We start from the raw sequence: 26547 nt of genomic DNA, 5'->3' as shown, positions 1-26547 counted from the left end.
CGTCGACGGGTGCGGTCAGATTACCCGCGGGGGTATAGCGCGAGGAAGGGGAGGCCTATTCCGCCGACGTGCGCACGAGCGGCTCGCAGACGGCGACGAGACGGGTCCGGACGGCCGAGGCGCGCTCGGCGAAGGCGCGTTGCCGCGCGACGTACTCGGCCCTGCCCTCGGGCGTCTCGATCGCCACGGCCGGCTCGCCGAGCGACGACACGTCGTACGGCGACGCCTGCATGTCCAGGGTGCGGATGTCCCGTGCGAGCTCGAAGCAGTCGAGCAGGAGGTCGCCCGGCGTGAGCGGACCGAGCTTCGACGCCCACTTGAACAGGTCCATGTTCGCGTGCAGGCACCCGGGCTGCTCGTCGCCGACCTGGTCGGCGCGCGTGAGCTGGACCCGGTTCCGCGGGGCCGCGTCGGGCGTGAAGAAGCGGAACGCGTCGAAGTGGGAGCAGCGCAGCGGGTGCGCCTCGACGACGGCGTCGGTGCCGTCGCGTCCGAGTCGCAGGGGGAGCGAGTGCCGACGTCGGGCGTCATCCTGGCGGTAGACCATCGCCCACTCGTGCAGGCCGAAGCAGCCGGTGTGCGCGGGGCGGTCTGCCGTCGCGGTGAGCAGCGTGCGCACGTACCGCACGGTGTCGCCGCGGTCCGCAGCGAACGACCGGAGGTCGATGGCCACCGTGCCGTCCTCGTCGGTCCCGTACCACCGCCAGCCGGCGTGCTCCGCGAGTCCGTCAGGCGTGGGGCCCAGGGCGACGCCTGTGCCCGGGTGCCATCGCCGCAGGAGAGTCGGCTTGGTCCCGTAGTAGTCGTAGAGGAAGTCGTCGATCGGATGACGCTCGTGTGCGGCCTTGCGCGCGCGATGCGCGGAGGTGAGGGTGTCCGCCCGGGCTGCGTGCGCCTCGGCGAGCGGCCGCCACGCGGCGGCGGGCATGACGAGGTTCACGCGTCAAGGGTAGGGCGACGCGCCGGCTCCCTCCGAGATCTCACCGACTGGACGTTCCCGGCTCGCGGGCTGGAACGCCGCCGCGTGCGCCGTCTACAGTGACGCGTGAGCAGCATCAGCACGGGGTCACCCGACGACGTCTACACGCACGGCCACCACGAGAGCGTCCTGCGCTCGCACCGGTGGCGTACCGCCGAGAACTCGGCCGCCTACCTGCTCCCTTCGCTCGCGCCGGGGGCCCGGCTGCTCGACGTCGGCTGTGGACCGGGAACGATCACGATCGACCTCGCGGCGCGCGTGCTGCCGGGCGAGGTCATCGGGCTCGACCGCTCTGAGCGCGTCATCGAGGCGGCCCGCGACGCGGCGCTCGAGTCCGGCGCGCTGAACGTGACCTTCGAGGTCGGCGACCTGTACGCGCTGCCGTACGAGGACGCGAGCTTCGACGTCGTGCACGCCCACCAGGTCCTCCAGCACCTCACCGACCCGGTCGCCGGGCTGCGGGAGATGAAGCGCGTCACGCGTCCCGGTGGCCTCGTCGCGGTCCGGGACTCCGACTACTCCGCGATGACCTGGTACCCGCCGAACGCCGGGCTCGACGAGTGGCTCGCGCTCTACCGCGAGGTGACGCAGGCCAACCGTGCCGAGGCCGACGCCGGACGCCGCCTGCTCGGCTGGGTGCGCGAGGCCGGGTTCGACCCCGCCGGCATCCAGCCCGGCGCCGGCGTGTGGTGCTACGCGACGCCCGAGGACCGGCGGTGGTGGTCGGAGCTGTGGGCCGACCGCGCGGTCGCCTCCCACTTCGCGGCCCAGGCGATCGAGTACGGCCTGGCCGACGACGTCGCGCTCGAGCACCTCGCCGACGCGTGGCGGGAGTGGGGCCGGGCCGAGGACGGCTGGTTCGCGATCCTGCACGGCGAGGCCCTGGCCCGCGTCTGACGATTAGGGTTGCCCGGTGCGCATCGCGAGATTCACGACCGGAGACGACCCCCGCTACGCCCTTGTCGAGGGTGTGCCCGGCGCGGAGGAGCTCGTCGTCATCACCGGCGACCCGATCTACACCACGATCCAGCCGACGGGTGAGCGGGTCCCGCTGTCCGACGACGCCGTCCGGCTGCTCGCCCCGGTCATCCCGCGCTCGAAGATCATCGGCGTCGGGCGCAACTACGCCGCGCACGCAGCCGAGATGGGCAACGCCCTGCCGGTCGTGCCGCTGCTGTTCCTCAAGCCGAACACGTCGGTGATCGGGCCCGACGACCCGATCGTCCTGCCCGCGTGGACCGAGGAGGTCGAGCACGAGGCCGAGCTCGCGGTCGTGATCGGCAAGGTCACCAAGAACGTGACGGTCGCTCGGGCGCTCGACCACGTGTTCGGCTACACCGTCGCGAACGACGTGACCGCGCGGGACGCGCAGCGGGCCGAGCCTCAGTGGACGCGCGCCAAGGGCTTCGACACGTCGTGCCCGATCGGTCCGTGGATCGTGCCCGGGCTCGACGTCTCGGACCTCGCGGTGCGGGCCCGGGTCAACGGTCAGCCGCGGCAGGACGGCCGCACCTCGCAGCTGATCTTCGACGTCGCGTACCTCGTCTCGTACATCTCGGAGGTGTTCACGCTGCTCCCGGGCGACGTCATCCTCACGGGGACCCCGGCGGGCGTCGGGCCGATCGTGGACCGCGACATCGTCGAGGTCGAGGTCGAGGACATCGGCGTCCTGCGCAACCCCGTCCTGCGCCGTTGAGGGGCGCTCACGTCGGCTCCTGACCGGGCCCGCGCCCCGACGAGGGAGGGGGAGTCGACTGCGGCGCGCCGTTAGGGTGGGATCGTGACCGATGCCGCCTCCGGGTCTGCGACCCGCGTTCGTTTCTGCCCCTCGCCGACCGGGACCCCGCACGTCGGGCTCATCCGGACCGCGCTGTTCAACTGGGCGTACGCGCGCCACGTCGGCGGGACCTTCGTGTTCCGGATCGAGGACACCGACCCGGCGCGGGACTCCGAGGAGAGCTACCAGCAGCTGCTCGACGCGCTGCGGTGGCTCGGCCTCGACTGGGACGAGGGCGTCGAGGTCGGTGGACCCCACGAGCCGTACCGCCAGTCCCAGCGGATGGACCTGTACCGGGACGTCGCGCGCCGGCTCCTCGAGGGCGGGTACGCGTACGAGTCGTACTCCACGCCCGACGAGATCGAGCGGCGCCACCTGCTGGCAGGTCGCGACCCGAAGCTCGGCTACGACGGCTACGACCGGACGCTCACCGACGATCAGAAGGCCGTGTTCCGCGCCGAGGGCCGTGAGCCCGTCCTGCGCCTCCGGATGCCCGAGGACGACGTGACGTTCACCGACCTCGTGCGCGGGGACGTGACGTTCAAGGCCGGCTCGGTCCCCGACTACGTCATCGTGCGCGGCAACGGGCAGCCGCTGTACACGCTGGTCAACCCGATCGACGACGCGCTCATGGGCATCACGCACGTGCTGCGGGGCGAGGACCTGCTGTCGTCCACGCCCCGGCAGGTCGTGCTGTACCGCGCGCTCCTCGAGCTCGGCGTCGCGACCGTCATGCCAGCTTTCGGCCACCTCCCGTACGTCATGGGTGAGGGCAACAAGAAGCTGTCCAAGCGCGACCCCGAGTCCAACCTGTTCCTGCACCGCGAGCGGGGCTTCACCCCGGAGGGGCTGCTGAACTACCTGTCGCTGCTCGGCTGGTCCATCGCTGCCGACCGCGACATCTTCACGGTCGACGAGCTCGTCGCGGCGTTCGACATCAAGGACGTCAACCCCAACCCGGCCCGCTTCGACCTGAAGAAGGCCGAGGCGATCAACGCGGCGCACGTGCGGCTGCTCGGCGCGGAGGACTTCCGCGGCCGGCTCGTGCCGTACCTGCACGCGGCGGGTCTCGTGCCGGCGGCATCGTTCGCCGACCTCTCGCCCGAGCACCGCGCGCTGCTGACGGCTGCCGCTCCGCTCGTTCAGGAGCGGATGACGCTGCTCGGCGAGGCCGTCGGCATGCTGGGGTTCCTGTTCGTGGCCGACGACGCGGTGGCGGTCGAGGACGACGCACGCGCAGGGTTGCGCGAGGAGGCCCCCGCGGTGCTCGACGCGGCCACCACGGCGCTCGAGGCGATCGGACCCGACGGCTTCACGACGGAGGCGACGCAGAGCGCCCTGCAGGCCGCGCTGGTGGACGGGCTCGGCCTCAAGCCGCGCTTCGCGTACACCCCGCTGCGCACGGCGCTGACGGGCCGCCGCGTCTCGCCGCCACTGTTCGAGTCGATGGAGATCCTCGGCAAGGCCTCGACCCTGGCCAGGATCGCGGCGCTGCGCGGAATGCTGTGACCGCGTGAGGGCTGTGACCGCATGAAGGTCGACGGCGTGCTGTTCGACATCGACGACACGCTCGTCGACACGCGGGGCGCGTTCGCCCACGCGCTCGCGGCGGTGGCGCGCCGGTACCTGCCGGACGTCGGCCCCGAGCGCGACCTCGAGGTGCTCGCGCACTGGCGTGCCGACGTGGACGGCCACTACGGCGCGTACACGCGCGGCGACGAGACCTACCGCGAGCAGCGGATGTCACGTGCGAACGCTCTGCACTCGGCGTTCGGTGGTCCCCAGCTCGACGACGCGGGGTACGACGCGTGGAACGCGCTGTTCGAGGAGCGGTTCGTGGGGGCCTGGGCGCCGCACGACGACGCGTCGGCGGCCGTCGACCGGCTCCTGGCCGCGGGCGTCGTCATCGGTGCGCTGTCCAACGCGTCGGTCGCCTATCAGACGCGCAAGCTGGCCCGCGTCGGCCTCGTCGACCGCGTGCCGATGCTCGTCGGCGTCGACACCTTGGGCGTCGGCAAGCCTGACCCGCGGGTGTTCGTCGAGGCGTGCCGGCTGCTCGGGACCGAACCCGCGCGCACCGCGTACGTCGGTGACGAGCTCGACGTCGACGCGTGGGCTGCCCGGGACGCGGGTCTGGTGGGCGTCTGGATCGACCGCCCGGGTGGGCGTCGCAACGGGCTGCCCGACGCTCACGAGCACGCCCCCGGGGTCGTCGTCGTGCGGTCGCTCACCGAGCTGGCCGACCTCGTCGACGTGTGAACCGTCCGCCCCGCCGGGTGCCGTCCGGGGGTGTGCGGGTGAGCCGTGGTTTGGAGGCGACCGTGCAGTCAGGTAGTGTTCCCCCGCGGTACGACGTCCGGTGACGTTGCCGAATCCGATGGTCACGCAGGTGTCCGACGGTTCGTGCGACTCCGGAGGTTATACCCCATGGGGTATGGTGTAATTGGCAGCACGACTGATTCTGGTTCAGTTAGTCTAGGTTCGAGTCCTGGTACCCCAGCGGTGTGAATGCTCCGGAGGATCCGGTAGACTCACGACCCGGCAACCCACGAGGCGACTCGTGAGCTGTAGGTTCAAGGCAGTACAGGCCCCCGTTGTGTAGCGGCCTAGCACGCCGCCCTCTCACGGCGGTAGCGCCGGTTCGAATCCGGTCGGGGGTACGAGCAAGGCCCGGACACCTCACGGTGACCGGGCCTTTCTGCTGTGCTCGCGTGCGTGGGTCCGCCCTCATTCACCCGATCGGCGCAAGACCTCCGTCAACCGGTTGGCCGCGGACACGACGGCGCCGGCGTGCAGCCGGCCGGGCTGACGCGACAGCCGCTCGAGCGGCCCCGAGATCGACACCGCGGCAACGATGCGTCCGGACGGCCCACGGACGGGCGCCGACACCGACGCCACCCCGACCTCGCGCTCGGACACCGACTGCGCCCACCCGCGGCGGCGCACGCCCGAGAGGATCGTCGCGGTGAACTTCGCCCCCTGCAGGCCGCGGTGGAGCCGGTCCGGCTCCTCCCACGCGAGCAGGATCTGCGCGGCCGAGCCGGCCAGCATCGTCAGCGTCGCGCCGACGGGGATCGAGTCGCGCAGGCCGACCGGACGCTCGGCCGCGGCGACGCAGATGCGCATGTCACCCTGCCGGCGGTACAGCTGAGCACTCTCGCCGGTGTGGTCGCGCAGAGCCGCCAGGACGGGACCTGCGGCGGCGAGCAGACGGTCCTCGCCGGCGGCCGTCGAGAGCTCGGAGAGGCGGGGACCGAGCACGAACCGGCCCTGCATGTCGCGGGCCACGAGGCGGTGGTGCTCGAGCGCGACGGCGAGCCGGTGGGCCGTCGGGCGAGCAAGATGGGTGGCTGTGACGAGCTGCGCGAGCGTCGCCGGTCCGGCCTCGAGAGCACTGAGCACGGATGCCGCCTTGTCGAGCACGCCGACTCCGCTAGAGTTGTCCATAGGTCGATACTGACGTCTCGCAGGCTGAGACGCAAGTGCATCAGGCTAGCTATTGCGCGCCGACCACCCGACCGGGCGACTCGAGAGGACCACAGACATGGCAGGCACGTTGGCAGAGAAGGTGTGGGAGAACCACATCGTGCGGCGCGGCACCGACGGCGCGCCCGACCTGCTCTACATCGACCTCCACCTCGTCCACGAGGTCACGAGCCCGCAGGCGTTCGAGGGCCTGCGTCTCGCGGGCCGCACGGTACGCCGTCCGGACCTGACGCTGGCCACCGAGGACCACAACACGCCGACGCTCGACATCGACCTGCCGATCGCCGACGTCACGAGCCGTACGCAGATCCAGACGCTGCGCAACAACGCCGCCGAGTTCGGCGTCCGGATCCACTCGCTCGGCGACGCGGACCAGGGCATCGTGCACCAGGTCGGTCCCCAGCTCGGCCTGACGATGCCCGGTCTGACGGTCGTCTGCGGCGACTCGCACACCTCGACGCACGGCGCGTTCGGTGCGCTCGCGTTCGGGATCGGCACGAGCGAGGTCGAGCACGTGCTCGCGACCCAGACGCTCCCGCTCGTGCCCTTCAAGACCATGGCGGTCACCGTCGACGGCGAGCTGCCCGCGGGCGCGACCTCGAAGGACATCATCCTGGCGATCATCGCCAAGATCGGGACCGGCGGCGGCCAGGGCTACGTGCTCGAGTACCGCGGCGAGGCCATCCGGGCGCTGTCGATGGAAGCCCGCATGACGGTCTGCAACATGTCGATCGAGGCAGGCGCGCGCGCCGGCATGATCGCGCCGGACGAGACGACGTTCGCCTACCTCAAGGGCCGCCCGCACGCGCCCGAGGGCGCCGACTGGGACGCGGCCGTCGAGTACTGGCGCACGCTGCGCACGGACGACGACGCGACGTTCGACACCGAGGTCGTCCTGCACGCGGCCGACCTCGAGCCGTTCGTGACGTGGGGCACCAACCCGGGCCAGGGCCTGCCGCTGTCCGGCCGAGTGCCCGTCCCGGCCGAGATCGCCGACGAGAACGAGCGTCAGTCCGCCGAGCGTGCGATCGAGTACATGGGCCTGACGCCGGGTGCGCCGCTGCGCGAGATCGCCGTCGACACGGTCTTCATCGGCTCGTGCACCAACGGTCGCATCGAGGACCTGCGCTCAGTCGCCAAGCTCGTCAAGGGCCGCACGAAGGCCGACTCGGTCCGTGTCCTCGTCGTGCCGGCGTCGGCCCGCGTCCGCCTCCAGGCCGAGGCCGAGGGGCTCGACAGGATCTTCCTCGACTTTGGGGCCGAGTGGCGCAACGCCGGCTGCTCGATGTGCCTGGGCATGAACCCGGACCAGCTCGCACCGGGGGAGCGCAGCGCGTCGACCTCGAACCGCAACTTCGAGGGACGCCAGGGCAAGGGCGGGCGCACGCACCTCGTGTCACCGCTCGTCGCGGCCGCGACCGCGATCCGCGGCACCCTGTCGTCGGTCGCCGACCTCGGGCCGGACGTCGTCGCGCCCGACGGATCGCCGTTGACCGACCTGCAGACCGCCTGAGCCCCCGCCACCGGAAGAGAGAACGACCATGGAGAAGTTCAGCCAGCACACCGGCGTCGGGGTCCCGCTGCGTCGCGGCAACGTCGACACCGACCAGATCATCCCGGCCGTCTACCTCAAGCGCGTCACGCGGACCGGCTTCGAGGACGCGCTGTTCGCCGCGTGGCGCGGTGACCCCGAGTTCGTCCTGAACCAGCCCGCCTACGCCGCCGGCTCGGTGCTCGTCGCGGGTCCCGACTTCGGCACCGGCTCGTCGCGCGAGCACGCCGTCTGGGCGCTCAAGGACTACGGCTTCCGCGTGGTGATCTCGGCCCGCTTCGCCGACATCTTCCGGGGCAACTCCGGCAAGCAGGGGCTCCTCGCCGCGCAGGTCGCGCAGGAGGACATCGAGCTCATCTGGAAGGTCCTCGAGACCCGCCCGGGCACCGAGGTGACGGTCGACCTCGTGAGCCGCACGGTCACGTGCGACGACGTCGTCGCGTCGTTCCACGTCGACGACTACACGCGCTGGCGCCTGCTCGAGGGCCTCGACGACATCGGCCTCACGCTGCAGCACGAGCCCGAGATCACCGCGTTCGAGGCCACGCGCGAGGCCTGGCGGCCCCGGACGCTGCCGGCCAAGCACCTTCCGTCGGTCGAGATCAAGGCCGCCCGACCTGCGGCTGCGCCCGTCGAGCTCGGCGTGACCCGCACGTCCTGACGCCCTGCGACCGGATCGCTGTCGTGTGAAGGTTTCGCACGACGCCGACGCCCGACGGCGATCCGGTACGAAGCACGCACCCCGGTGAGCGACGATGGACTCATGAGCGACCTCCTCTACGTCAACGGTGGCAACCCCCTGTCCGGGGAGATCACCGTCCGCGGCGCCAAGAACTTCGTGTCGAAGGCCATGGTGGCCGCACTCCTCGGGGAGGGCCCGAGCATCCTGCGCAACGTCCCGCAGATCAAGGACGTCGCCGTCGTGACCGGCCTGCTCGAGCTGCACGGCGTGAGCGTCAAGGTCGACGACCAGGCGGGCACGCTGCACCTCGACCCGTCCAACGTCGAGTCCGCACACGTGGCCGACATCGACGCGCACGCCGGGTCGAGCCGCATCCCCATCCTGTTCTGCGGCCCGCTGCTGCACCGGCTGGGCGAGGCGTTCATCCCGGACCTCGGCGGCTGCCGCATCGGAGACCGGCCGATCAACTACCACCTCGACATCCTGCGGCAGTTCGGCGCCGTCGTGGAGAAGCGTGAGGGCGGCATCCACCTGCAGGCGCCGCGCCGCCTCCAGGGCACCAAGATCGCCCTGCCGTACCCCAGCGTCGGCGCGACCGAGCAGCTGCTGCTGACGGCCGTCCGGGCCGAGGGCATCACCGAGCTGTCGAACGCCGCGATCGAGCCCGAGATCATGGACCTCATCAACGTCCTGCAGAAGATGGGCGCGATCATCTCGGTCGACACCGACCGCGTGATCCGCATCGAGGGCGTCGACCGGCTCGTCGGCTTCCAGCACACCGCGCTCTCGGACCGCATCGAGGCCGCGTCCTGGGCCTCGGCCGCGCTCGCGACGGGCGGCGACATCTACGTGCGCGGCGCGACGCAGCCCGAGATGACGGCCTTCCTCAACACGTTCCGCAAGGTCGGCGGCGAGTTCGCCGTGGACGACGACGGCATCCGGTTCTTCCACCCCGGCGGCGACCTCAGCTCGATCGTCCTCGAGACCGACGTCCACCCCGGCTTCATGACCGACTGGCAGCAGCCGCTCGTCGTCGCGCTGACCCAGGCCAAGGGACTCTCGATCGTCCACGAGACCGTCTACGAGAACCGGTTCGGGTTCACGGACGCGCTGCGTGGCATGGGTGCCACGATCCAGGTCTACAAGGAGTGCCTGGGCGGGCGCCCCTGCCGGTTCGGCCAGCGCAACTTCTACCACTCGGCCGTCATCTCTGGCCCGACGTCCCTCTCGGCTGCCGAGATCGAGGTCCCTGACCTGCGTGGCGGGTTCAGCCACCTCATCGCGGCCCTCACCGCGAAGGGCACGTCGTCCGTGCGGGGCATCAGCCTCATCGACCGCGGCTACGAGCACTTCACCGACAAGCTCACGGCGCTGGGCGCCGAGTTCAGCCGCGACTGAGAGCTCACGGCTCCGGCGTCGACACCGCGCCGGGGCCGGTGCTATCGGTTGCCACCCGCGGAGGAGAAGCGCCGCGCACGGCGCAGGATCCGGTAGCCGATGCGACGTTCGCGCGCGCCGACGGTCGTCCGCGCCGGCACCGCGGGAGCGGCTCGGTAGAACCAGCGCTTGCCCAGCTCGATGAGGACCAGGTAGCAGCCCGCGAGCAGGACGAGCACGAGGAAGAACCCGGTCGGCAGCGCACCGAACCCCAGGGTCGAGGCGAACGGCGCCGAGGGCACGAGCGCCCCGATGACGACGATGCCGAGCGCGGACGCGAGCAGGGGCACGCTCGGGCGGCTGCGGAAGAACGGGATCCGACGCGTGCGGACCGCGAAGATGACGAGCGTCTGCGTCGCGAGAGACTCGACGAACCACCCCGAGCGGAACTGCGCCGGCCCCGCATGGAACACGCCGAGCATGATGGCGAAGGTCGCGAAGTCGAACAGCGAGCTGATCGGGCCGAAGAACAGCATGAAACGGCGGATGAAGTGGATGTCCCAGGCCGCCGGCCGGGCCAGCTGCTCGGGGTCCACGTGGTCGGTCGGGATCGCGAGCTGGCTCGTGTCGTAGAGCAGGTTGTTGAGCAGGATCTGCGACGGCAGCATCGGCAGGAACGCGAGGAGCGCCGACGCGCCCGCGGCGCTGAACATGTTGCCGAAGTTGCTCGACGTGCCCATCAGCACGTACTTGATGGTGTTGGCGAAGATCCGTCGGCCCTCGAGGACGCCGTCCGCGAGCACGTGGAGGTCCTTCGCGAGCAGGATCACGTCAGCCGCGTCCTTGGCCACGTCGGCGGCTGAGTCGACCGAGATGCCGACGTCGGCCGCATGCAGCGCGACCGCGTCGTTCACCCCGTCGCCGAGGAACGCGACGTCGACCCCGGTGCGACGCTGTGCGCGCACGATCCGCGCCTTGTGCTCGGGGCTGACCCGGGCGAAGATCGCCGCGCCGGCCACCAGGGCGGGCAGGTGCTCGTCGTCGGTCACGTCGAGGTCGGCCCCGGTGACCACGGGCCTGGTGGGCAGCCCGAGGTCACCGCAGACCTTCGCGGCGACGCGCGCGTTGTCGCCCGTGACGACCTTCACCGTGAGGCCGAGGCCCGCGAGGCGGCTGAGCGCATCGACCGCGCTCGCCTTGGGCGCGTCCTTGAAGACGAGGAATCCACGCAGCTCCAGATCGTGCTCGTCCGCTGGGCCCAGGGTGTCCCGCCCGGCCATCGCACGCGTCGCGATCGCGACGACGCGGCTCCCGGCGTCGAACTCGGCGTCCAGGACGGCCTGCGCCTCGGCGGGGAGCGCGGTGCAGCGGGAGAGCAGGCCCTCTGGCGCGCCCTTGGCGACCAGCGTGCGCGTGCCGTCCGGTTCCTCGACGAGCACCGAGACGAGACGGCGCTCGTGGTCGAACGGCAGCAGTGCCAGTCGACGGACACGCGCGGCGGCGTCGCGGAGCGGTGCGGCGGCCGGTGCGTCCCACATCGCGACGTCGAGCGCGTTGCCGGTGGCGGCGTGCGACTCGTCGCCGATGATCTCGGTGCACAGCAGCCCGAGCCGCAACGGCGCGTCATCCGGGCGGCCGTCGGTGCCGATCGACCGGGTGAGGCTGATCTGGCCCTCGGTGAGCGTGCCGGTCTTGTCCGTGAAGAGCACCTGGATGTTCCCGAGGTCCTCGATGCACACGAGCCGCTTCACGAGCACCTTGCGCTCGGCGAGGCGCCGCGACCCCGCCGCCAGGCTCGTCGAGACGACAGCGGGCAACAGCTGCGGCGTGATTCCGACGGCGATCGCCAGGGAGAACAGGAGCGCCTCGAGCAGCGGCCGGTGCAGCAGCAGGTTGATCGCGAAGATCGAGACGGTGAGCACGGCCGCGACCTGGACGAGCAGGACCGAGAACCGACGCAGCCCGGCCTGGAACTCGGTCTCCGGCTCGCCCTCGCTCAACCCCTGGGCGATCCGGCCGAACTCCGCCCGGCTGCCGGTGGCGACGACGACCCCGGTCGCTGACCCCGCATGGACGACGGTGCCCATCAGAGCGGCGCCGGTCAGCTCGGCGAGCGCCGCGCCCGGAGCCGTCGGCTCGACCGACTTGGCGACCGGAACGGACTCTCCGGTGAGGATCGACTCGTCGCACTCGAGCTCCGCGACCTCGAGCAGCCGGAGGTCCGCAGGGACGATCTCGCCGAGCTGGAGGTCCACCACGTCGCCCGGCACCAGGGCCGTGACGTCGACGGCGGCGGGATGTCCACCCCGGACAACAACGCACATGTGCCGGATCTGCCCGTGCAGCGCCTCGGCTGCGCGCACCGCCTGGTACTCGTTGACGAAGCCGAGACCGACCGACACGACGAGGATGGCGCCGATGATGACCGCCGAGGTCCGCTCGCCCACGAAGTACGACGCGACGGCGGCGACGACGAGCAGGACGAGCAGCGGCGACCGGACCTGTCGGACCAGGACGGGGAGCCAGTGGGCCTCGTCCGAGCGCACGGCGTTCGGGCCGAGCTCCGCGAACCGGTCGGCGGCCCGAGCGGCGGACAGTCCCTCGCGCGTCGAGCCGAGCCGCCGCAGGACGTCGTCCGAGGTCAGTGCCGCAGCGTGGACGACGTCGAGGCCGGGCTCCGCGTCGGCGGGCGCGAGACGCTGGTCGGACGCCATCGGGCTCCCTCCCGTGTCACCGGTCGTCAGCGCCACGCTAGTCCCGAGCGCCCGGCAGGGTGCGGGGACAGCCCGTCGACACCGGGCGCTGAACCGCCGTCGGGCGGCGGGGGCGGGTAGCATCCGTGACCGTGCCAGCACCGCAGCGCTCCAACCGCGCCTACCGCATCGTCGCCCGGATCGTGCGGCCGATCCTGTTCGCGATGATGCGTCGCGACTGGCGCGGCGCCGAGCACCTGCCCGCAAGTGGGGGCTTCATCGCGGCGGCGAACCACATGACGAACCTGGACCCGCTGACGTTCGCGCACTACCTGTACGACCATGGCTTCGCGCCGAAGATCCTCGCGAAGGCCTCGTTGTTCAAGGTCCCGGTGCTGGGCCCGACCCTGCGGGCGACGGGTCAGATCGCCGTCTTCCGGAACACCGCGCAGGCGGGGCAGTCGCTCGACTCGGCGGTCCAGGCGCTGCGTGACGGCGAGTGTGTCGCGGTGTTCCCCGAGGGCACTCTGACCCGCGACCCGGACCTGTGGCCCATGGTCGGCAAGACGGGCATCGCACGGCTCGCGCTGATGACCCGTGCACCCGTGATCCCCGTCGCCCAGTGGGGTCCGCAGGACATCCTCGGTCGGTACTCCAAGGTGCTCAGGCCGTTCCCCCGCAAGAAGGTGTCGGTCGTCGCGGGGCCGCCGGTCGTGCTCGACGACCTGTACGACCGCCCCCTGGACACTGCGACTCTGCGCGAGGCCACCGAGCGGGTCATGGCTGCGATCACGGTCATCCTCGAGGACCTCCGCGGCGAGCCGGCTCCCGAGGTCCGGTTCGACGTGCGCCGGGCGAAGTCGTCGGGCGAGCGTCCCGACGACGGCGACCAGCCCACGAAGCCGACGAACGCGTGAACCCCGCACCGCCGGTCCAGCGGCTGCGCGCCGCAGTGCTGGGCGCCGGGAGCTGGGGCACGACGTTCGCTGCGGTGCTGTCCGACGCGGGGTGCGACGTCACGATCTGGGGCCGCAGCGCACAGATCTGCGACGAGATCACCCGCACGCACCGCAACGAGGCCTACCTGCCCGGTGTCGAGCTGCCCGCAGGCATCACGGCCTCGACCGATGCGGCCGGTGTGATCGCGGGCGCGGACCTCGTGGCGATCGCGATCCCCTCGCAGAGCGCCCGGGCCACGCTCGAGCCGCTGCGCGCCACATTCGGGCCTCACGCCGTGGCGGTCTCACTGATGAAGGGCGTCGAGCTCGGCGGGGACCGGCGCATGAGCCAGGTGGTCGCCGAGGCGCTCGGGATCCACGCCGACCGGGTGGCCGTCGTGTCGGGGCCGAACCTCGCGAAGGAGATCGCCCAGCACCAGCCGACGGCGACCGTCGTGGCCTCGACGAGCGAGGAGACGGCCCGCCTCGTCGCGCGGGCCTGCGCGTCCTCGTATTTCCGTCCGTACACGAACGACGACGTCGTCGGCGTGGAGCTGTGCGGCGCGGTGAAGAACGTCATCGCGATCGCGGTCGGCATCTCGCAGGGGCGAGGGCTCGGCTACAACACGATGGCGACGGTCATCACGCGCGGTCTGGTGGAGATCACGCGGCTCGGGCTCGCGCTCGGGGCGGACGCCGAGACGTTCCCCGGACTTGCGGGGCTGGGCGACCTCATGGCGACGTGCGCGTCGCCCGACTCGCGCAACCACACCCTCGGGGTCCACCTGGGGCAGGGGATGACGCTCGACGACGCGATCCGCGCGACGGGCGGCACCGCCGAGGGCGTCAAGAGCTCGCGCTCCGTGCTCGAGCTGGCCGCCAAGGTCGGCGTCGAGATGCCGATCACGGCGGCGGTCGTGGCGGTCCTCCACGAGGGTCTCCCGGTGGACCAGCTGGCACCCCTGCTGCTCGCGCGCCCGCACAAGGCCGAGGGTCTCTGACCTCCTGCCCGGACGCGCTACCGCCCGGCAGAGCGGGTCAGTGCCCGCTCGAGGTCGGACCAGAGGTCCTCGACGTCCTCGATGCCGACCGACAGCCGGATGAGATCCTCGGGCACCGTCGGCGACTCGGTCGCGAAGCGTCGGCGCCGTTCGAGCGTCGACTCGACGCCGCCGAGGCTCGTCGCCGGGACCCACAGCTGCACGGCGTCGACGACCGCGTCGGCGGCGTCCGCACCGCCGTGCGGCCGCACACCGACGATCGACCCGTAGCCGTCCATGAGCGCCGAAGCGCGCGCGTGTCCGGGGTCGGCAGGCAGGCTCGGGTGGCGCACCTCGAGCACGGAGGGGTGCTCCGACAGGCGCCGGGCAAGCTCGGCCGCAGTCGCCTGCGAGCGCGCGACCCGCAGCGCGAGCGTCCGAAGCCCCCGCAGGGCGAGCCAGACCTCGAAGGGTCCTGCGACCGACCCGTGCAGCGTCCGGTACGCGTGCAGGCGCGCGTGCAGGTCCGGGTCGTCGGCGAGGGCCGCACCGAGCACGACGTCGCTGTGCCCCGCCAGGTACTTCGTGACCGAGTGCACAACGACGTCGACGCCGTGCTCGAACGGGCGCTGCACGAGCGGGGTCGCGAACGTGTTGTCGACCACCACGAGCGCGCCCACCTCGTGCGCGACGGCGACGAGCGCAGGCAGGTCGGCGACCTCGAGCATCGGGTTCGTCGGGGTCTCGACCCACAGCATCGACGCCGGGCGACCGGCGCGCACCGCTGCCGTCACGGCGGCGGTGTCGGCGATGTCGACCGAGGTCACCTCGACCCCCGAGCGCGCCGTGAGGTCGTGCGCGTACGCCAGGGTGACGCCGTAGGCGTGCCGGGGCAGGACCACCCGGCCGCCGGGCGGCACCAGCGACAGGGCCGCCGCGATCGCCGCCATGCCCGATCCGAGCACGAGCGCCGGGTGGGCGGACCGCTCGAGCGCACCCAGCGCCTCCTCGAACGGGTGCCAGGTCGGGGTGTCGTTGCGTCCGTAGAACAGCTCGCCCGCGGGCGGCACGCCCGTCGAGACGAACGTCGAGGAGAGCACGACCGGCGGGTTGACCGGTGCGCCGGGTGACCGCGCGGGCCGCCCGGCAGTCACGACGACGGTCGACGGGTCCAAGGGCAGCGACGGGTCCGGCATGGCGGCAGCCTACCGAGCACCGTCCTGTGCCGCGGTAGGGTCGGGCGCGATGGACACGACACCGACGACCTCGACCGTCAAGCCCGACACCGGTGCGCGGCCCCGCGTTCTGCTGCTGTTCGGCGGGCGCTCGGGCGAGCACGCGATCAGCTGCGCGACGGCGGGCGGCGTGCTGCGGGCGATCGACCGCACGCGCTACGACGTGCTCCCCGTCGGGATCACCCCGTCCGGGCGCTGGATCCTGGTCGAGGACGACCCGGACCGCTGGTCGATCGTCGACGGCCACCTGCCCGAGGTCGAGGACGGCCCGCTCGAGGTGCTCCTGCCTCAGGGGTCCGCCGAGCGCGCGGTCACCGTCCTCGAGGACGGGGTGCTGCCGCGACAGCTCGGCGCGGTCGACGTGGTGTTCCCGCTGCTGCACGGGCCGTTCGGGGAGGACGGCACCCTGCAGGGCCTCCTCGAGCTGGCGGACGTCCGCTACGTGGGTGCGGGCGTCCTGGCCTCCGCCGTGGGCATGGACAAGCACTTCATGAAGCTCGTGCTCGCGGGGCAGGGGCTGCCGATCGGCGAGTTCACCGTCCTGCGGCCCGGCGACTTCGCACGCAACCCGGCGGCGTGGACCGAGGTGATCCGCGGGCTGGGCCTGCCCGTGTTCGTCAAGCCTGCCCGCGCCGGCTCGAGCCTGGGGATCTCGCGGGTCGACGACCTCGCCGACCTGCCGGCCGCGATCGCCGCCGCCGAGCTCCACGACCCGAAGGTCGTCGTCGAGGCCGGCATCGCCGGGCGGGAGATCGAGTGCGCGGTGCTGGGTGGCCGCGACGGCGCCCGGCCGCGCGCGTCGCTGCCCGGCGAGATCCTCGTGACCGACACCCGTCACGGCTTCTACGACTTCGAGGCCAAGTACCTCGACGAGGCCGGGGTCACGCTCTCGTGCCCGGCGGACCTGCCCGACGCGCTCGTCCGTGAGATCCGCGAGGTGGCGGTGCGGACGTTCGACGCTGTCGGCTGCGAGGGTCTCGCCCGGGTCGACGTGTTCGTGACCCCGGACGGCGACGTGGTCGTCAACGAGATCAACACGATGCCGGGATTCACGCCGTTCTCGATGTACCCGCGGATGTGGCAGGCGACGGGCCTGTCCTACCCGGACCTGATCGACGAGCTGCTGCAGCTCGCGCTGCACCGCCCCACCGGACTGCGCTGAGACCTCGGCCTCGACAGGGCCGGCTCAGAGGCACGCGCGCGTCGGCTCCACCTGCGCGATGGCCGGGCCGAGCTGGTCGAGGAACGAGGTCGAGTGCGAGCTCGCGACGGCGGCGGGCACGCGGACCTCGACGGCCGGGTCGCGGCCGTACGTGGTGAAGGTCCAGCTCGTGGCACCCTGCGCGGCAGGGTCGTCGGCGAGCGCGAGCCAGTCGATGCTCGGGCCGTCGGGCGTGTCCACGCTCACGCAGTGCACCGTCGTCGGCCCCGGGACCTCGACACCGCACCGGAGCACGACGTGCGCCGCCGGGGTGCCCCAGGCGGCGCTGGCCTGACTCGTCGTGCGCAGTCGCGGCAGGTCGCCCAGCTGGTCCGGGAGAGCCAGCACGACACTCGCGCAGACCGGGTCGGCGCCGTGGGGGGCCTCGGCGACAGACACCCCCGGCGCGCACGCAGCGAGGGCCATCACCAGGCTCGCAGTGGTCGGCAGTCGCCAGCCGGGCCGGCGACCGGCGCCGAGGGGCCGCCGGTGGTGCCGCGCAGCGCCCGGCGCAGGGGCGGTGCAGGTCGGCGGGTCGGTCACGCTGTCACGCTAACGCCTCCGACGCCCCGGTTCGTGCGTCTCTCTGCCGCGGAGACGGAGGCTGGCCGGGGCAGCACGGAGACCGACCGGAGGCAGCGCGCGGGCGGGATACGGTGGCGCACGTGAGTTCCCCTGACGAGCCGACCGTCGCCGACCTGTCCGAGGACGGGCTGCTCGCGCTGATCTTCCCGCAGCTGCCGCTGGGGGATGCCACGCTGGTGCCCCCCGGGGACGACGCCGCCGTCGTGGCCGCGCCGGACGGGCGCGTCGTCGTGTCGACCGACGTGCTCGTCGAGGACCGCCACTTCCGCCGGCGCTGGTCGAGCGGGGAGGACGTGGGCCGTCGAGCCGCCGCTCAGAACCTCGCCGACATCGCGGCGATGGGGGCGAGCCCGACCGCGCTCGTCGTGGCGCTCGTCGCGCCGGCCGACCTGCCCGCATCGTGGGTCGAAGGGCTCGCGCGCGGCCTCGCGGCCGTCTGCGCACCCCTCGGCGTCGGGGTCGTCGGCGGCGACCTGTCCTCCGGGCCCGTCGCGGTGGTCGCCGTCACGGTGCACGGTGATCTGGCCGGCCGTGAGCCCGTGCTCCGGTCCGGCGCCCGGCCGGGTGACATCGTGGCGCACGCCGGCGTGCGGGGGTGGTCCGCGGCGGGGCTGGCCCTGCTCGAGGCCGGCCGCGGCGAGCTCGACGCCGGACTCGTCGGTGCCTACCTGCGGCCCGAGCCGCCGTTGTCCGCGGGGCCGCTCGCTGCGCGCTCCGGAGCGACGGCGATGCTCGACGTGTCCGACGGCCTGCTGCGCGACGCCGGCCGGATCGCGCGCGCCAGCGGCGTCGTGCTCGACCTCGACGAACCGGCCGAGGTCTTCGCGGCCGACCTCGGGCGGTTGTCCGAGGCAGCGGCCGCGCTCGGCGCCCACGCGCGCGACTGGGTGCTGACCGGGGGAGAGGATCACGGACTGCTCGCGACGTTCCCCGCCGGGGCTCCTGTGCCCGCGCCGTTCCGGGTGGTCGGTCGGGTGCGCGCGGCGCCCGCGGGCGACGGCACCGGGTCGGACGTCCTGCGCGTGCTGGTCGGTGGCGTCGCGCCCGGCCCGGGATCGCCGGGCTGGGACCACTTCGCACGCGAGTCCGCTGCGGGCCGGGCGGTCCAGGCAGGCAGTCAGCCGCGGCGGTAGCGGACCTCGAGCAGCTCGGCGCCGCCGACGTCCTCGAAACGCTCGGTGCCGTCGGCCTGGAAGCCGTTGCGGCGATAGAAGTGGCGGGCGCGCTCGTTCGCCGCGAGCACCCACAGGGTCAGGGCCGATCGACCGCCGACCTCGGAGATGACCGTCCGCAGGAGGTCGCGCGCGACGCCGTGCCCCCAGGCGCCGGGCTCGAGGTAGATCGAGTAGATCTCGTGGTCGCCGCGGTTCGCATCCTCGTCGCGCGCCGGTCCCAGGGTGACGAATCCGAGCACGCCCGACGGCGACTCCGCGAGCCACGTCCGGACGTGGTCGTGGGGACCGTTGCGCAGGAACTGCGTCCACTCGGCCGCACGCGTCACCGGGTCGAGAGCCGCGAGGTGCTCTGCGGGGACGATGCCCTCGTAGGCCTCCCGCCAGGAATGCACATGGACGTTCGCGATCGCCGCGGCGTCGGCCTCGACGGCAGCACGGATCGTCACTTCGTCGAGCTGTTCGACCATGCCCTCACGATGCCACACGGGGTGGGCAGCCCGAAGGCCCACGAGGAACGAACCTCGCGGGCCTTCGGGTCGAGTCTGGGGTGGCGGTCAGACCGCGCGCTGCACCTTGCCGGCCTTGAGGCACGACGTGCAGACGTTCAGGCGCTTGGGGGTGCCGGCGACGACGGCACGCACACGCTGGATGTTCGGGTTCCAGCGGCGGCGCGTCCGCTGGTGAGAGTGCGAGACGCTGTTCCCGAAGCTCGGGCCCTTGGCGCAGACGTCGCAGTTAGCAGCCACGGTCTTCTCCTGGTTCGGTCATGCACGCCGCAGAGCGGCCTGTCTTGGTCTGGGGTGGGGCGCGACACGCTGCCGTCCAGCGGATGCTGTCCGTCGAGCACGGGTGCGCCACCTGCGCCCGGACACGGCCGGGCAACCTGGAAAGACTAGCCCATGCGGGCGGCGCGACCCAAATGTGGGTCCGATGCGGCATCGTGTGGGGACGCACGACGAGACGAGGACGGGAACGCGGTGCAACGCCTGGACGGGACGGATGTGCGCGCCTGGGCGCACGCAGCCACGGCCGCTCTCGGCGCGGCGCGCGCACGCATCGACGCCGTGAACGTCTTCCCTGTCGCCGACGCGGACACCGGGACCAACGTGCTGCTCACCGTCGCGGGCGGCGCCGACGCCGTGGCCGCGCTCGAGGGCCCGGCGGGGGCCGACGCCGTGGCCCGCGCGTTCGCGAGCGGCGCGCTGCTGTCTGCCCGCGGCAACTCGGGCGTGATCGTGAGCCAGTACCTCGAGGGTCTGGCGGGAGCGCTGACGTCGTCTGCCGGTCCGGCCGATCTTGCCAGCGCGCTGGCCGCGGCCGGCGAGGCGGCCCTCGGTGCGGTGGCCGATCCCCAGGAGGGCACTGTCCTCACCCTCGCGCGCGTGGTCGCCGACTCGGCGCTGCGCGCGGCGGACGCGGGTGCCGACCTCTCGGAGGTGCTGGCCGTGGTGTCGACGGAGGCGCACGCCGCGCTGGCGCAGATCAGCGCGCAGCACCCGGTCCTGGCCGCCGCCCAGGTCGTCGACGCAGGGGCCTGCGCGCTGCTCGTCCTGCTCGACTCTCTCCGCGACGTCGTGGACAGAGACGGCGCCCCCGCGGATGCCGGGCGCGACCTGTCGTGGCTGCCCGAGCCGACCGACGTCGTCGCAACGCACGTCGCGCCTGAGGGCGGCGGGGCGTTCGAAGTCATGCTGCTCGTGCGGGCCACCGGTGCACCGGGCGAACGGGCCGATCTCGGGCCGGCCCTGCTCACCGGCATGAACGGGCTCGGCGACTCGGTGGCGGTCGTCGGTGCCGACGGCGTGTGGCAGGTCCACGTCCACACCGACCACCCAGAGCGGGCGATCGAGGCAGCGGCGCTCGGGCCGCGGGAGCAGGTCGTCGTGCGTCTGCTCGGCGGTCGCATCGGGGACGGTGCCCCGCACGATCTCGGTGTGGTCGCGTGCACCGGGTCGTCCGACCTGGCGGCCGCTCACGCGCTCGCGGGGGCGGTCACGCTGGTGCGCTGCGACGGGGCGGGGCTTGAGGCGCGTCACCTCGTGCGAGCGATCACCGACACGGGGACGCGTCGGGTCGTCGTCCTCCCCGGGGACGCGTCGGGCGCGCACGTAGCCCGTGAGGCAGCGCGGTCTCTCGCCCCGAGCGGGACGACGGTCGACGTGCTCGACGCGCACGACGACCTGGGCGTCACAGTCGCCGTCATCGCGCTCGCGGGCGCCGAGGATCCCGCGCGCAGGGTCGCCGGTGCCATGGCGGCGTTGGCGCGCCTGCGGAGCACGGTCGTGGAGCACGCCGATCTGGCCGAGGCGCTCGCGGCGTTCGAGGCCCTCCTCGCGGGGGTCGCGGTGGGTGCGGGCGCCGGCGCTCGGCAGACCCTGACGATCCTGACGGGCGCCACCGTCGACCACGGCCTGCGGGCGGCGCTCGAGGCCACCCTCGCGCGACGGTGGCCGGACCTCGCGGTGCTCGGCACGGGTCCGGTGCCGGGGCTGCCGGCGTTCTGGTTGGGGCTGGACTGATGCGTCGATCGACCGGAGGTGCCCGGTGAGCGTGCCCGACGACGCCGTCGTGCGGCCGGGTGCGCGGGTGGACGAGGCGCTCGCCCGGGTGCTGGGTGAGCGGACCGCTGCCCCCCTCGCCAAGCTCGGCCTGAGGACCACGGGCGACCTGCTGCGGCACTACCCGCGCCGGTACACCGAGCCGGGGACCTTCACGAACCTCACCGACCTCGCCGTCGGTGAGCACGTCACGGTGCAGGCGGAAGTTCGCCAGGTCACGGTCCGCGAGATGCGCTCGCGCGGCGGCGCGATGCTCCAGGCGGTCGTGACCGACGGCGTGCGCACGCTGCAGCTGACGTTCTTCGCGAAGCGGCGAGGCGTGCTGCGCGTGCACGAGCAGCGCCTCGTGCCCGGGCGGACGGGTCTGTTCACCGGGGTCGTGTCCGACTACCGCGGTCAGCGCCAGCTCACGCACCCCGACTACCAGCTCATCGGCGTGGACGCGGACGACGAGGCGGCGGCGCTCGTCGAGGCGTCGCGTCCGATCCCGCTCTACCCGGCCTCTGCCGCCGTCCCGACCTGGCGCATCCAGCGCTGTGTGCGCACGGTGCTGGATCCCCTGACCGACGCCGACCTGCCCGACCCGATCCCGGCGGAGGTCCGGTCGGCGCGCGGGCTCGTCGGCCTGCGCGAGGCGCTCACCGACGTGCACGAGCCGTTCACCGACGAGCAGTGGCGCCGCGGGCGGGACCGCCTGCGCTACGAGGAGGCGTTCGTGCTCCAGGCCGAGCTCGCGCGGCGCCGGCAGCTGGCGGCGGGCTCACCGGCCGTTGCCCGTCCGCGGGTCGCCGGCGGGCTCCTCGACGCGTTCGACGCCCGCCTGCCGTTCACGCTCACCGACGGCCAGCGGGCCGTCGGTGCGGAGCTCGAGGTCGAGCTCGCAGCCGCGCACCCCATGCAGCGGCTGCTGCAGGGCGAGGTCGGCTCCGGCAAGACCGTCGTGGCCCTGCGAGCGATGCTCCAGGTCGTCGACGCGCGCGGGCAAGCAGCGCTGCTGGCCCCGACCGAGGTGCTCGCGGCGCAGCACGTGCGCACGCTGCGTGCCCTCCTGGGCGATCTCGCGGAGGGAGGTTTCCTCGGCGGCGACGACCTGAGCACCCGCGTGGCGCTGCTCACCGGCTCGCAGGGGGCGTCGGTCCGACGCGAGAACCTGCTCGACGCGGCGAGCGGGCGCGCGGGGATCGTCGTGGGGACCCACGCCCTGCTCTCGGAGACGGTCCAGTTCGCGGACCTCGGGCTCGTGATCGTCGACGAGCAGCACAGGTTCGGCGTCGAGCAGCGCGACACGCTGCGGGCCAAGGCCGCCCAGACGCCGCACCTGCTCGTCATGACCGCGACACCGATCCCGCGCACCGTGGCGATGACTGTCTTCGGCGACCTCGAGACCTCGACGCTCTCAGAGATCCCGGCGGGTCGCAGCGGCGTCACGACGGTCGTGGTGCCCGCCGACAACACGACCTGGGTGGCACGCACGTGGCAACGGGTGCGCGAGGAGGTCGAGAAGGGCGGCCGCGCCTACGTCGTGTGCCCGCGGATCGACCCGGACGACGAGCAGCCAGGGGCCCGCCGCCGCAGCGCCTCTGGCCGCGGCGCAGGGGACGACGACGGTGCGGACCTGCTCTCGTGGGACGAGGCCGCGGCTCCCGCCGACGACCCGGACGCCGACGAGCCGAGCGTCGACGAGCCGAGCGTCGACGGGCTGGGCGTCGACCTGCTGGGCGTCGACGCGGGGGCGCCACCGCGTCGGCCCCTGCGCGCGGTGCTCGAGGTCGCCGACGAGCTGCGCGCCCTGCCGGCGCTCGCGGGGATCGAGATCGGGACGCTGCACGGGCGCATGGCGGCGGACGAGAAGGACCGGGTGCTCGCAGAGTTCACGTCCGGGCGCGTGCCCGTGCTGGTGTCCACCACGGTCATCGAGGTCGGCGTCGACGTCACGGACGCGACAGCGATGGTCGTCCTCGATGCGGACAGGTTCGGCATCTCCCAGCTGCACCAGCTGCGCGGCCGAGTGGGTCGTGGCGCCGCCCCCGGGCTGTGCCTCCTCGTCGCCGACGCGCCCGACGGCAGCCCGGCTGCTGCGCGCCTCGCCACGCTGGCCGCGACCACCGACGGGTTCGAGCTCGCCGCGGTCGACCTCGAGCTGCGGCGCGAGGGCGACGTCCTGGGTGCCGCGCAGTCGGGCGGGGCGAGCTCGCTGCGCCTGCTGCGGGTGGCTCGGGACGGTGCGGTCATCGAGCGGGCCCGAGCCGACGCACGCGAGGTCGTCGGCGCCGATCCGGAGCTGCGGGCGCACCCGGAGCTGCGCGCAGCGATCGACCGGCTGCTCGTCGGAGAGCGCGAGGAGTTCATCGACCGCGCGTGACGCGGGCCCAGCAGGGATGCGTACGCTGTCGGGCGTGTCGAAGACCCCCGCCATCCGGGCCAAAGATCTCCTCGTCGGATACGGCGGCGAGCCAGTGTGCGCACCCGTGTCGTTCACGCTCGCGCCCGGGCGGGTGATCGCGCTCGTGGGTGCCAACGGTTCGGGCAAGTCCACCGTGCTGCGTGCCGTGCTCGGGCTGCTCGACCCCGCCGGCGGCTCGGTCGAGGTGTTCGGTGCGGCCGTCGACGAGCGCGAGGTCGGCTTCCGCACGAAGGTCGCTAGCGTCCTCGACGACGATGCGTACTTTCCGGCGCTCACCGTCGCGGAGCATCTGTACCTCACCGCGCGTGGCCACGGCGTCAGCGATGCCCAGAGGGTCGTCGACGAGGTGCTCGAGGAGTTCGGGCTCACCGAGCACGGCACGTCGCTGCCGGTCGCACTGTCGTCGGGGCAACGGCGTCGGCTGCTGCTGGCCGCAGGGTTCGTCCGCCCGCGGGCGCTGCTGGTGCTCGACGAGCCCGAGCAGCGCCTCGACCTGCGCATGCGCCTCCGGCTCGCGGAGCGGCTCCTCGCGGAGAAGGCGTCGGGCGGCGCCGTGCTCCTCGCGACCCACGACCCGGCACTGCTGCGTGCGGTCGCCGACCGCGCCGTGCTGATCGCCGACGACGTGTCGCGACTCCTGAGCGCCGAGGAGGCCGCCGCGGCCATCGAGCAGGGGCCGCGATGAGCGACGACGCCGGGCTGACCGACGAGGTCGTCGGGTCCGGCGACCCAGGCTCCGAGGTCGTCCTGGTCGGCCCCGCGGCGACCGGGTCGTTCCCGACCGGCCGCTCGATCCGCCGGTACACCGCCGCCGCGACGAACCTCCGCAGCGGCGCGAGCGTCGGCGAGCTGCTCGGCGACGTCTACTACGTCGTCATCACGACCGCGATCGGCATCGGGATGGCGCTCGGCATCGCGGGCCAGCTGCGCGCGTCGCTGCCCGCCGGTGAGCCGGCCACGGCCGGCACGAGCAGCCTGAGCCTGCCGGGTCTTGTCCTGGTCCTCGTCGTCGGGCTCGCCGGGGTGCTGCTCTCGCTCGCGGGCCGGCTCGGTCCCGTCGGCTCGGCGGCTGCCGAGGCGACGTGGTGGCTCGGTCTGCCGGTCGACCGACGCGGGCTGCTGCGGCCGTCCGCGCGCCGTCTGCCTCTGCTGGCGGCGGTCGTCGGCGCGGTCGTCTTCGGCGTCCTCGACGGTGGCCTGCTCGGTGACCACCACGGCGGGCAGGTCGTCGTCGCCGCGCTGGCGGCCGGACTGGCGTCCGCCACGCTCGTGCTCGCGGCGAGTCTCGCGCAGACCTTCGACGTGCGGCGAGGCGCCACCTCGCTCGTGGGTGACCTCGTGCTGGCCGCCGCGCCCGTCCTCGCGGTCCTCGGTGTGGTGCTCGGCTGGCACCCCGCCGGTCTGCCGGCCATCCCCGTCTGGTCGCTCGCCGGCCTCGTCGTCGTCGTGGCCGGCCTCGCGGTGGTCGTCGACCGTCGGCTGCACCACATCCCGTCGCGTTCGTTGCGTGTGAGCGGGTCGGTCGCGAGCCAGGCCGCGGGCGCGGTCGTCTCGATGGACTCGCGCGAGCTCGGGCGCGCGCTCACCGACAGCGCGGCGGCACCTCGACGTCGGCGCTCGGCCCGGTTCGGGCTGGTGCGGGGTCCGGTCTCCGCACTGATCTCCGCCGATGCGGCGGTGCTGCTCCGATCCGTGCGCCACCTCGTCCAGGTCGTCGTCGCCGCGCTCGTCCCTGTCCTCGTCGGAGCCGTGCCGCAGCTCGCCGGTCGGCTCGGCTTCGCGATCGCCCTCGTCGTCGCCGGATCGGTCGCCATGACCGCGACCGGGGAGGGAGCGCGCCGCGCCGAGATGTCGCCGATCCTCGACCGCTTGCTGCCGCTCGCGGCACGTGAGGTGCGCCGGCTGCGGATGGCCGTGCCTGGCATCGTCATGCTCGTGTGGTCGCTCGTCGCGTTCGGCGCTGTGGGGGCCTGGGCGGGGGATCTGACGTCCTGGCTCACGCTCGGCGTGGTCTCGACGCCTGTCTGGGCCGGCGCGGCCGTGCGGGCCGCCTACCGCCCCGCGCCCGACTGGGGTGGCGCGCTCGTCTCGACGCCGATGGGCGCGCTGCCCGCGGGGGTCACGATGGTGCTCGCGCGCGGGCCGGACGTCGTCGTGCTGGGTCTCGTCCCCGTCCTGATCGCGGTCGCGCTCGGCCACGTGCCGTCGGCCGTCGTCATCGCGCAGGTCGCGGTGAGCGCGATCGTCTTCGCGGTCTGCTCGAGCACGAGCACGAAGTCGATGATGGAGCGCATGACCGACGCCTCCGGGACGGCTGCGCCCGGTGCCACCTCGGCAGCGACCGGTCCGCAGAGCCGGCGATGACCCGGATCGTCGCGGGCTCGGCCGGTGGTCGCACCCTCCAGGTCCCCCCGAAGGGAACTCGCCCGACGAGCGACCGCGTCCGCGAGGCGCTGTTCTCGCGGCTCGAGCACCTCGGCGCCCTCTCGGCCGCACGTGTCCTCGACCTGTACGCCGGGTCCGGAGCGCTGGGGCTCGAGGCCGCGAGCCGTGGTGCGGCGTCCGTCACGCTCGTCGAGTCGGCCCGGGTTGCGGCCGACGTCTGCCGACGCAACGTGGTCACGCTCGGTTTCGGAGACACCGTGACAGTCGTCGTCGAGCGCGTCGAACGGTTCGTGGCGCGCCCGGTCGTCGGACCGTGGGACCTCGTGCTCGTCGACCCGCCCTACGACGTCCCGGACGACGAGCTGGCGGCGATCCTGGGTGACGTGGCGGGGGCTCTCTCGGCCGACGCGGTGCTCGTCGTCGAACGCTCGACGCGCAGCCCCGAGCCGACCTGGTCCGCGGGCCTCGAACGCTTCGACGACCGGACCTACGGCGAGACGCGCGTGTGGTTCGCGCAGCCCGAGCGTGCCCTCGCGTAGG

The 26547-nt window shown here is 73.1% G+C and carries 23 protein-coding genes and 2 tRNA genes; 18 read left to right on the top strand and 7 right to left on the bottom strand.

The window, feature by feature from the left end; translation table 11 throughout:
* Positions 1-55: 55 nt before the first annotated feature.
* Complete coding sequence (locus VFW79_RS06825; protein WP_329676595.1) at positions 56-928, bottom strand: 3-methyladenine DNA glycosylase; 873 nt, start codon at positions 926-928, stop codon at positions 56-58.
* Between the two features lie 117 nt (positions 929-1045).
* Here VFW79_RS06825 and VFW79_RS06820 point away from each other — a divergent pair, with 117 nt between their 5' ends.
* The 6 genes from VFW79_RS06820 (at position 1046) to VFW79_RS06795 (ending at position 5416) form a co-directional block, all read left to right on the top strand.
* Positions 1046-1876 carry a methyltransferase domain-containing protein gene (locus VFW79_RS06820; RefSeq protein ID WP_329676560.1) on the top strand — a complete coding sequence of 277 codons (831 nt, stop codon included), beginning with the start codon at positions 1046-1048 and terminating at the stop codon, positions 1874-1876.
* Positions 1877-1892: 16 nt separating this feature from the next.
* The gene (locus VFW79_RS06815) at positions 1893-2675 is read left to right on the top strand and encodes a fumarylacetoacetate hydrolase family protein (RefSeq protein ID WP_329676559.1); all 783 of its coding nucleotides are present in this window, start codon (positions 1893-1895) and stop codon (positions 2673-2675) included.
* Positions 2676-2756: 81 nt separating this feature from the next.
* Complete coding sequence (gene gltX / locus VFW79_RS06810; RefSeq protein WP_414647899.1) at positions 2757-4265, top strand: glutamate--tRNA ligase; 1509 nt, start codon at positions 2757-2759, stop codon at positions 4263-4265.
* A 21-nt stretch (positions 4266-4286) separates the two neighbouring features.
* Positions 4287-5015, top strand: a complete 729-nt coding sequence (locus tag VFW79_RS06805; protein ID WP_329676557.1) for an HAD family hydrolase — start codon at positions 4287-4289, stop codon at positions 5013-5015.
* 169 nt (positions 5016-5184) lie between these two features.
* Positions 5185-5256: transfer RNA gene (locus VFW79_RS06800), tRNA-Gln, on the top strand.
* An 87-nt stretch (positions 5257-5343) separates the two neighbouring features.
* Positions 5344-5416, top strand: a tRNA-Glu gene (locus VFW79_RS06795).
* A 67-nt stretch (positions 5417-5483) separates the two neighbouring features.
* Here the strand turns inward: VFW79_RS06795 and VFW79_RS06790 are convergent.
* On the bottom strand, positions 5484-6203 hold the full coding sequence (locus VFW79_RS06790; RefSeq protein ID WP_329676556.1) for an IclR family transcriptional regulator: 720 nt from the start codon (positions 6201-6203) through the stop codon (positions 5484-5486).
* A 97-nt stretch (positions 6204-6300) separates the two neighbouring features.
* Between VFW79_RS06790 and leuC the strand changes: the two genes are divergently transcribed.
* The 3 genes from leuC to murA all read left to right on the top strand — a co-directional run bounded on the left by leuC (position 6301) and on the right by murA (position 9874).
* Positions 6301-7755, top strand: a complete 1455-nt coding sequence (gene leuC, locus VFW79_RS06785; RefSeq protein WP_329676555.1) for a 3-isopropylmalate dehydratase large subunit — start codon at positions 6301-6303, stop codon at positions 7753-7755.
* A 28-nt stretch (positions 7756-7783) separates the two neighbouring features.
* Positions 7784-8455 (top strand): 3-isopropylmalate dehydratase small subunit, encoded by a 672-nt coding sequence (leuD, locus tag VFW79_RS06780; RefSeq protein ID WP_329676554.1) that lies wholly within the window; start codon positions 7784-7786, stop codon positions 8453-8455.
* 102 nt (positions 8456-8557) lie between these two features.
* Complete coding sequence (gene murA, locus VFW79_RS06775) at positions 8558-9874, top strand: UDP-N-acetylglucosamine 1-carboxyvinyltransferase (RefSeq protein WP_329676553.1); 1317 nt, start codon at positions 8558-8560, stop codon at positions 9872-9874.
* 41 nt (positions 9875-9915) lie between these two features.
* Here murA and mgtA read toward each other — a convergent pair whose 3' ends face one another.
* Positions 9916-12567: a magnesium-translocating P-type ATPase gene (gene mgtA / locus VFW79_RS06770; RefSeq protein WP_329676552.1), complete on the bottom strand. Its 2652-nt coding sequence runs from the start codon at positions 12565-12567 to the stop codon at positions 9916-9918.
* A 131-nt stretch (positions 12568-12698) separates the two neighbouring features.
* Between mgtA and VFW79_RS06765 the strand changes: the two genes are divergently transcribed.
* Both VFW79_RS06765 and VFW79_RS06760 read left to right on the top strand, forming a co-directional pair.
* Positions 12699-13463, top strand: a complete 765-nt coding sequence (locus VFW79_RS06765) for a lysophospholipid acyltransferase family protein (protein WP_329676551.1) — start codon at positions 12699-12701, stop codon at positions 13461-13463.
* Positions 13460-14485, top strand: coding sequence for an NAD(P)H-dependent glycerol-3-phosphate dehydrogenase (locus VFW79_RS06760; RefSeq protein ID WP_329676550.1), 1026 nt, complete (start codon positions 13460-13462; stop codon positions 14483-14485). Before VFW79_RS06765 ends, VFW79_RS06760 begins: the two co-directional genes overlap by 4 nt.
* Positions 14486-14502: 17 nt before the next feature.
* On the opposite strand, the gene VFW79_RS06755 is transcribed toward VFW79_RS06760, so the two are convergent.
* Positions 14503-15660, bottom strand: coding sequence for a trans-sulfuration enzyme family protein (locus VFW79_RS06755; RefSeq protein WP_329676549.1), 1158 nt, complete (start codon positions 15658-15660; stop codon positions 14503-14505).
* A 49-nt stretch (positions 15661-15709) separates the two neighbouring features.
* On the opposite strand from VFW79_RS06755, the gene VFW79_RS06750 reads away from it, so the two are divergent.
* Complete coding sequence (locus VFW79_RS06750; protein WP_329676548.1) at positions 15710-16861, top strand: D-alanine--D-alanine ligase family protein; 1152 nt, start codon at positions 15710-15712, stop codon at positions 16859-16861.
* A 24-nt stretch (positions 16862-16885) separates the two neighbouring features.
* Here VFW79_RS06750 and VFW79_RS06745 read toward each other — a convergent pair whose 3' ends face one another.
* Positions 16886-17443, bottom strand: coding sequence for a DUF3515 domain-containing protein (locus VFW79_RS06745; protein WP_329676547.1), 558 nt, complete (start codon positions 17441-17443; stop codon positions 16886-16888).
* Between the two features lie 113 nt (positions 17444-17556).
* On the opposite strand from VFW79_RS06745, the gene VFW79_RS06740 reads away from it, so the two are divergent.
* Positions 17557-18618 carry a thiamine-phosphate kinase gene (locus VFW79_RS06740; protein ID WP_329676546.1) on the top strand — a complete coding sequence of 354 codons (1062 nt, stop codon included), beginning with the start codon at positions 17557-17559 and terminating at the stop codon, positions 18616-18618.
* On the opposite strand, the gene VFW79_RS06735 is transcribed toward VFW79_RS06740, so the two are convergent.
* Positions 18603-19127 (bottom strand): GNAT family N-acetyltransferase, encoded by a 525-nt coding sequence (locus VFW79_RS06735; protein ID WP_329676545.1) that lies wholly within the window; start codon positions 19125-19127, stop codon positions 18603-18605. The two genes, VFW79_RS06740 and VFW79_RS06735, sit on opposite strands and share 16 nt — an antisense overlap.
* Positions 19128-19214: 87 nt before the next feature.
* Positions 19215-19406: a 50S ribosomal protein L28 gene (gene rpmB, locus VFW79_RS06730; protein WP_109132061.1), complete on the bottom strand. Its 192-nt coding sequence runs from the start codon at positions 19404-19406 to the stop codon at positions 19215-19217.
* Between the two features lie 231 nt (positions 19407-19637).
* Here rpmB and VFW79_RS06725 point away from each other — a divergent pair, with 231 nt between their 5' ends.
* From VFW79_RS06725 to rsmD, 5 genes are read left to right on the top strand one after another with little or no spacing between them, the layout of a single operon-like run.
* A complete protein-coding gene (locus tag VFW79_RS06725) occupies positions 19638-21179 on the top strand; it encodes a DAK2 domain-containing protein (RefSeq protein WP_329676544.1) in 1542 nt (513 codons plus the stop codon).
* Between the two features lie 31 nt (positions 21180-21210).
* Entirely contained in the window at positions 21211-23580 is a 2370-nt protein-coding gene (locus VFW79_RS06720; RefSeq protein WP_414647898.1) for an ATP-dependent DNA helicase RecG, read from the top strand.
* Between the two features lie 34 nt (positions 23581-23614).
* A complete protein-coding gene (locus tag VFW79_RS06715; RefSeq protein WP_329676543.1) occupies positions 23615-24307 on the top strand; it encodes an ABC transporter ATP-binding protein in 693 nt (230 codons plus the stop codon).
* Entirely contained in the window at positions 24304-25986 is a 1683-nt protein-coding gene (locus tag VFW79_RS06710; protein WP_329676542.1) for a DUF6297 family protein, read from the top strand. The genes VFW79_RS06715 and VFW79_RS06710 overlap by 4 nt, the downstream gene beginning before the upstream one ends.
* Positions 25983-26546 carry a 16S rRNA (guanine(966)-N(2))-methyltransferase RsmD gene (gene rsmD / locus VFW79_RS06705; RefSeq protein ID WP_329676541.1) on the top strand — a complete coding sequence of 188 codons (564 nt, stop codon included), beginning with the start codon at positions 25983-25985 and terminating at the stop codon, positions 26544-26546. Before VFW79_RS06710 ends, rsmD begins: the two co-directional genes overlap by 4 nt.
* Position 26547: the final 1 nt, after the last annotated feature.

It is taken from the genome of Cellulomonas sp., from assembly GCF_036279715.1.
Taxonomy (GTDB): Bacteria; Actinomycetota; Actinomycetes; order Actinomycetales; family Cellulomonadaceae; genus Cellulomonas_A.
This window is presented reverse-complemented; position numbering and strand designations above follow the sequence as displayed.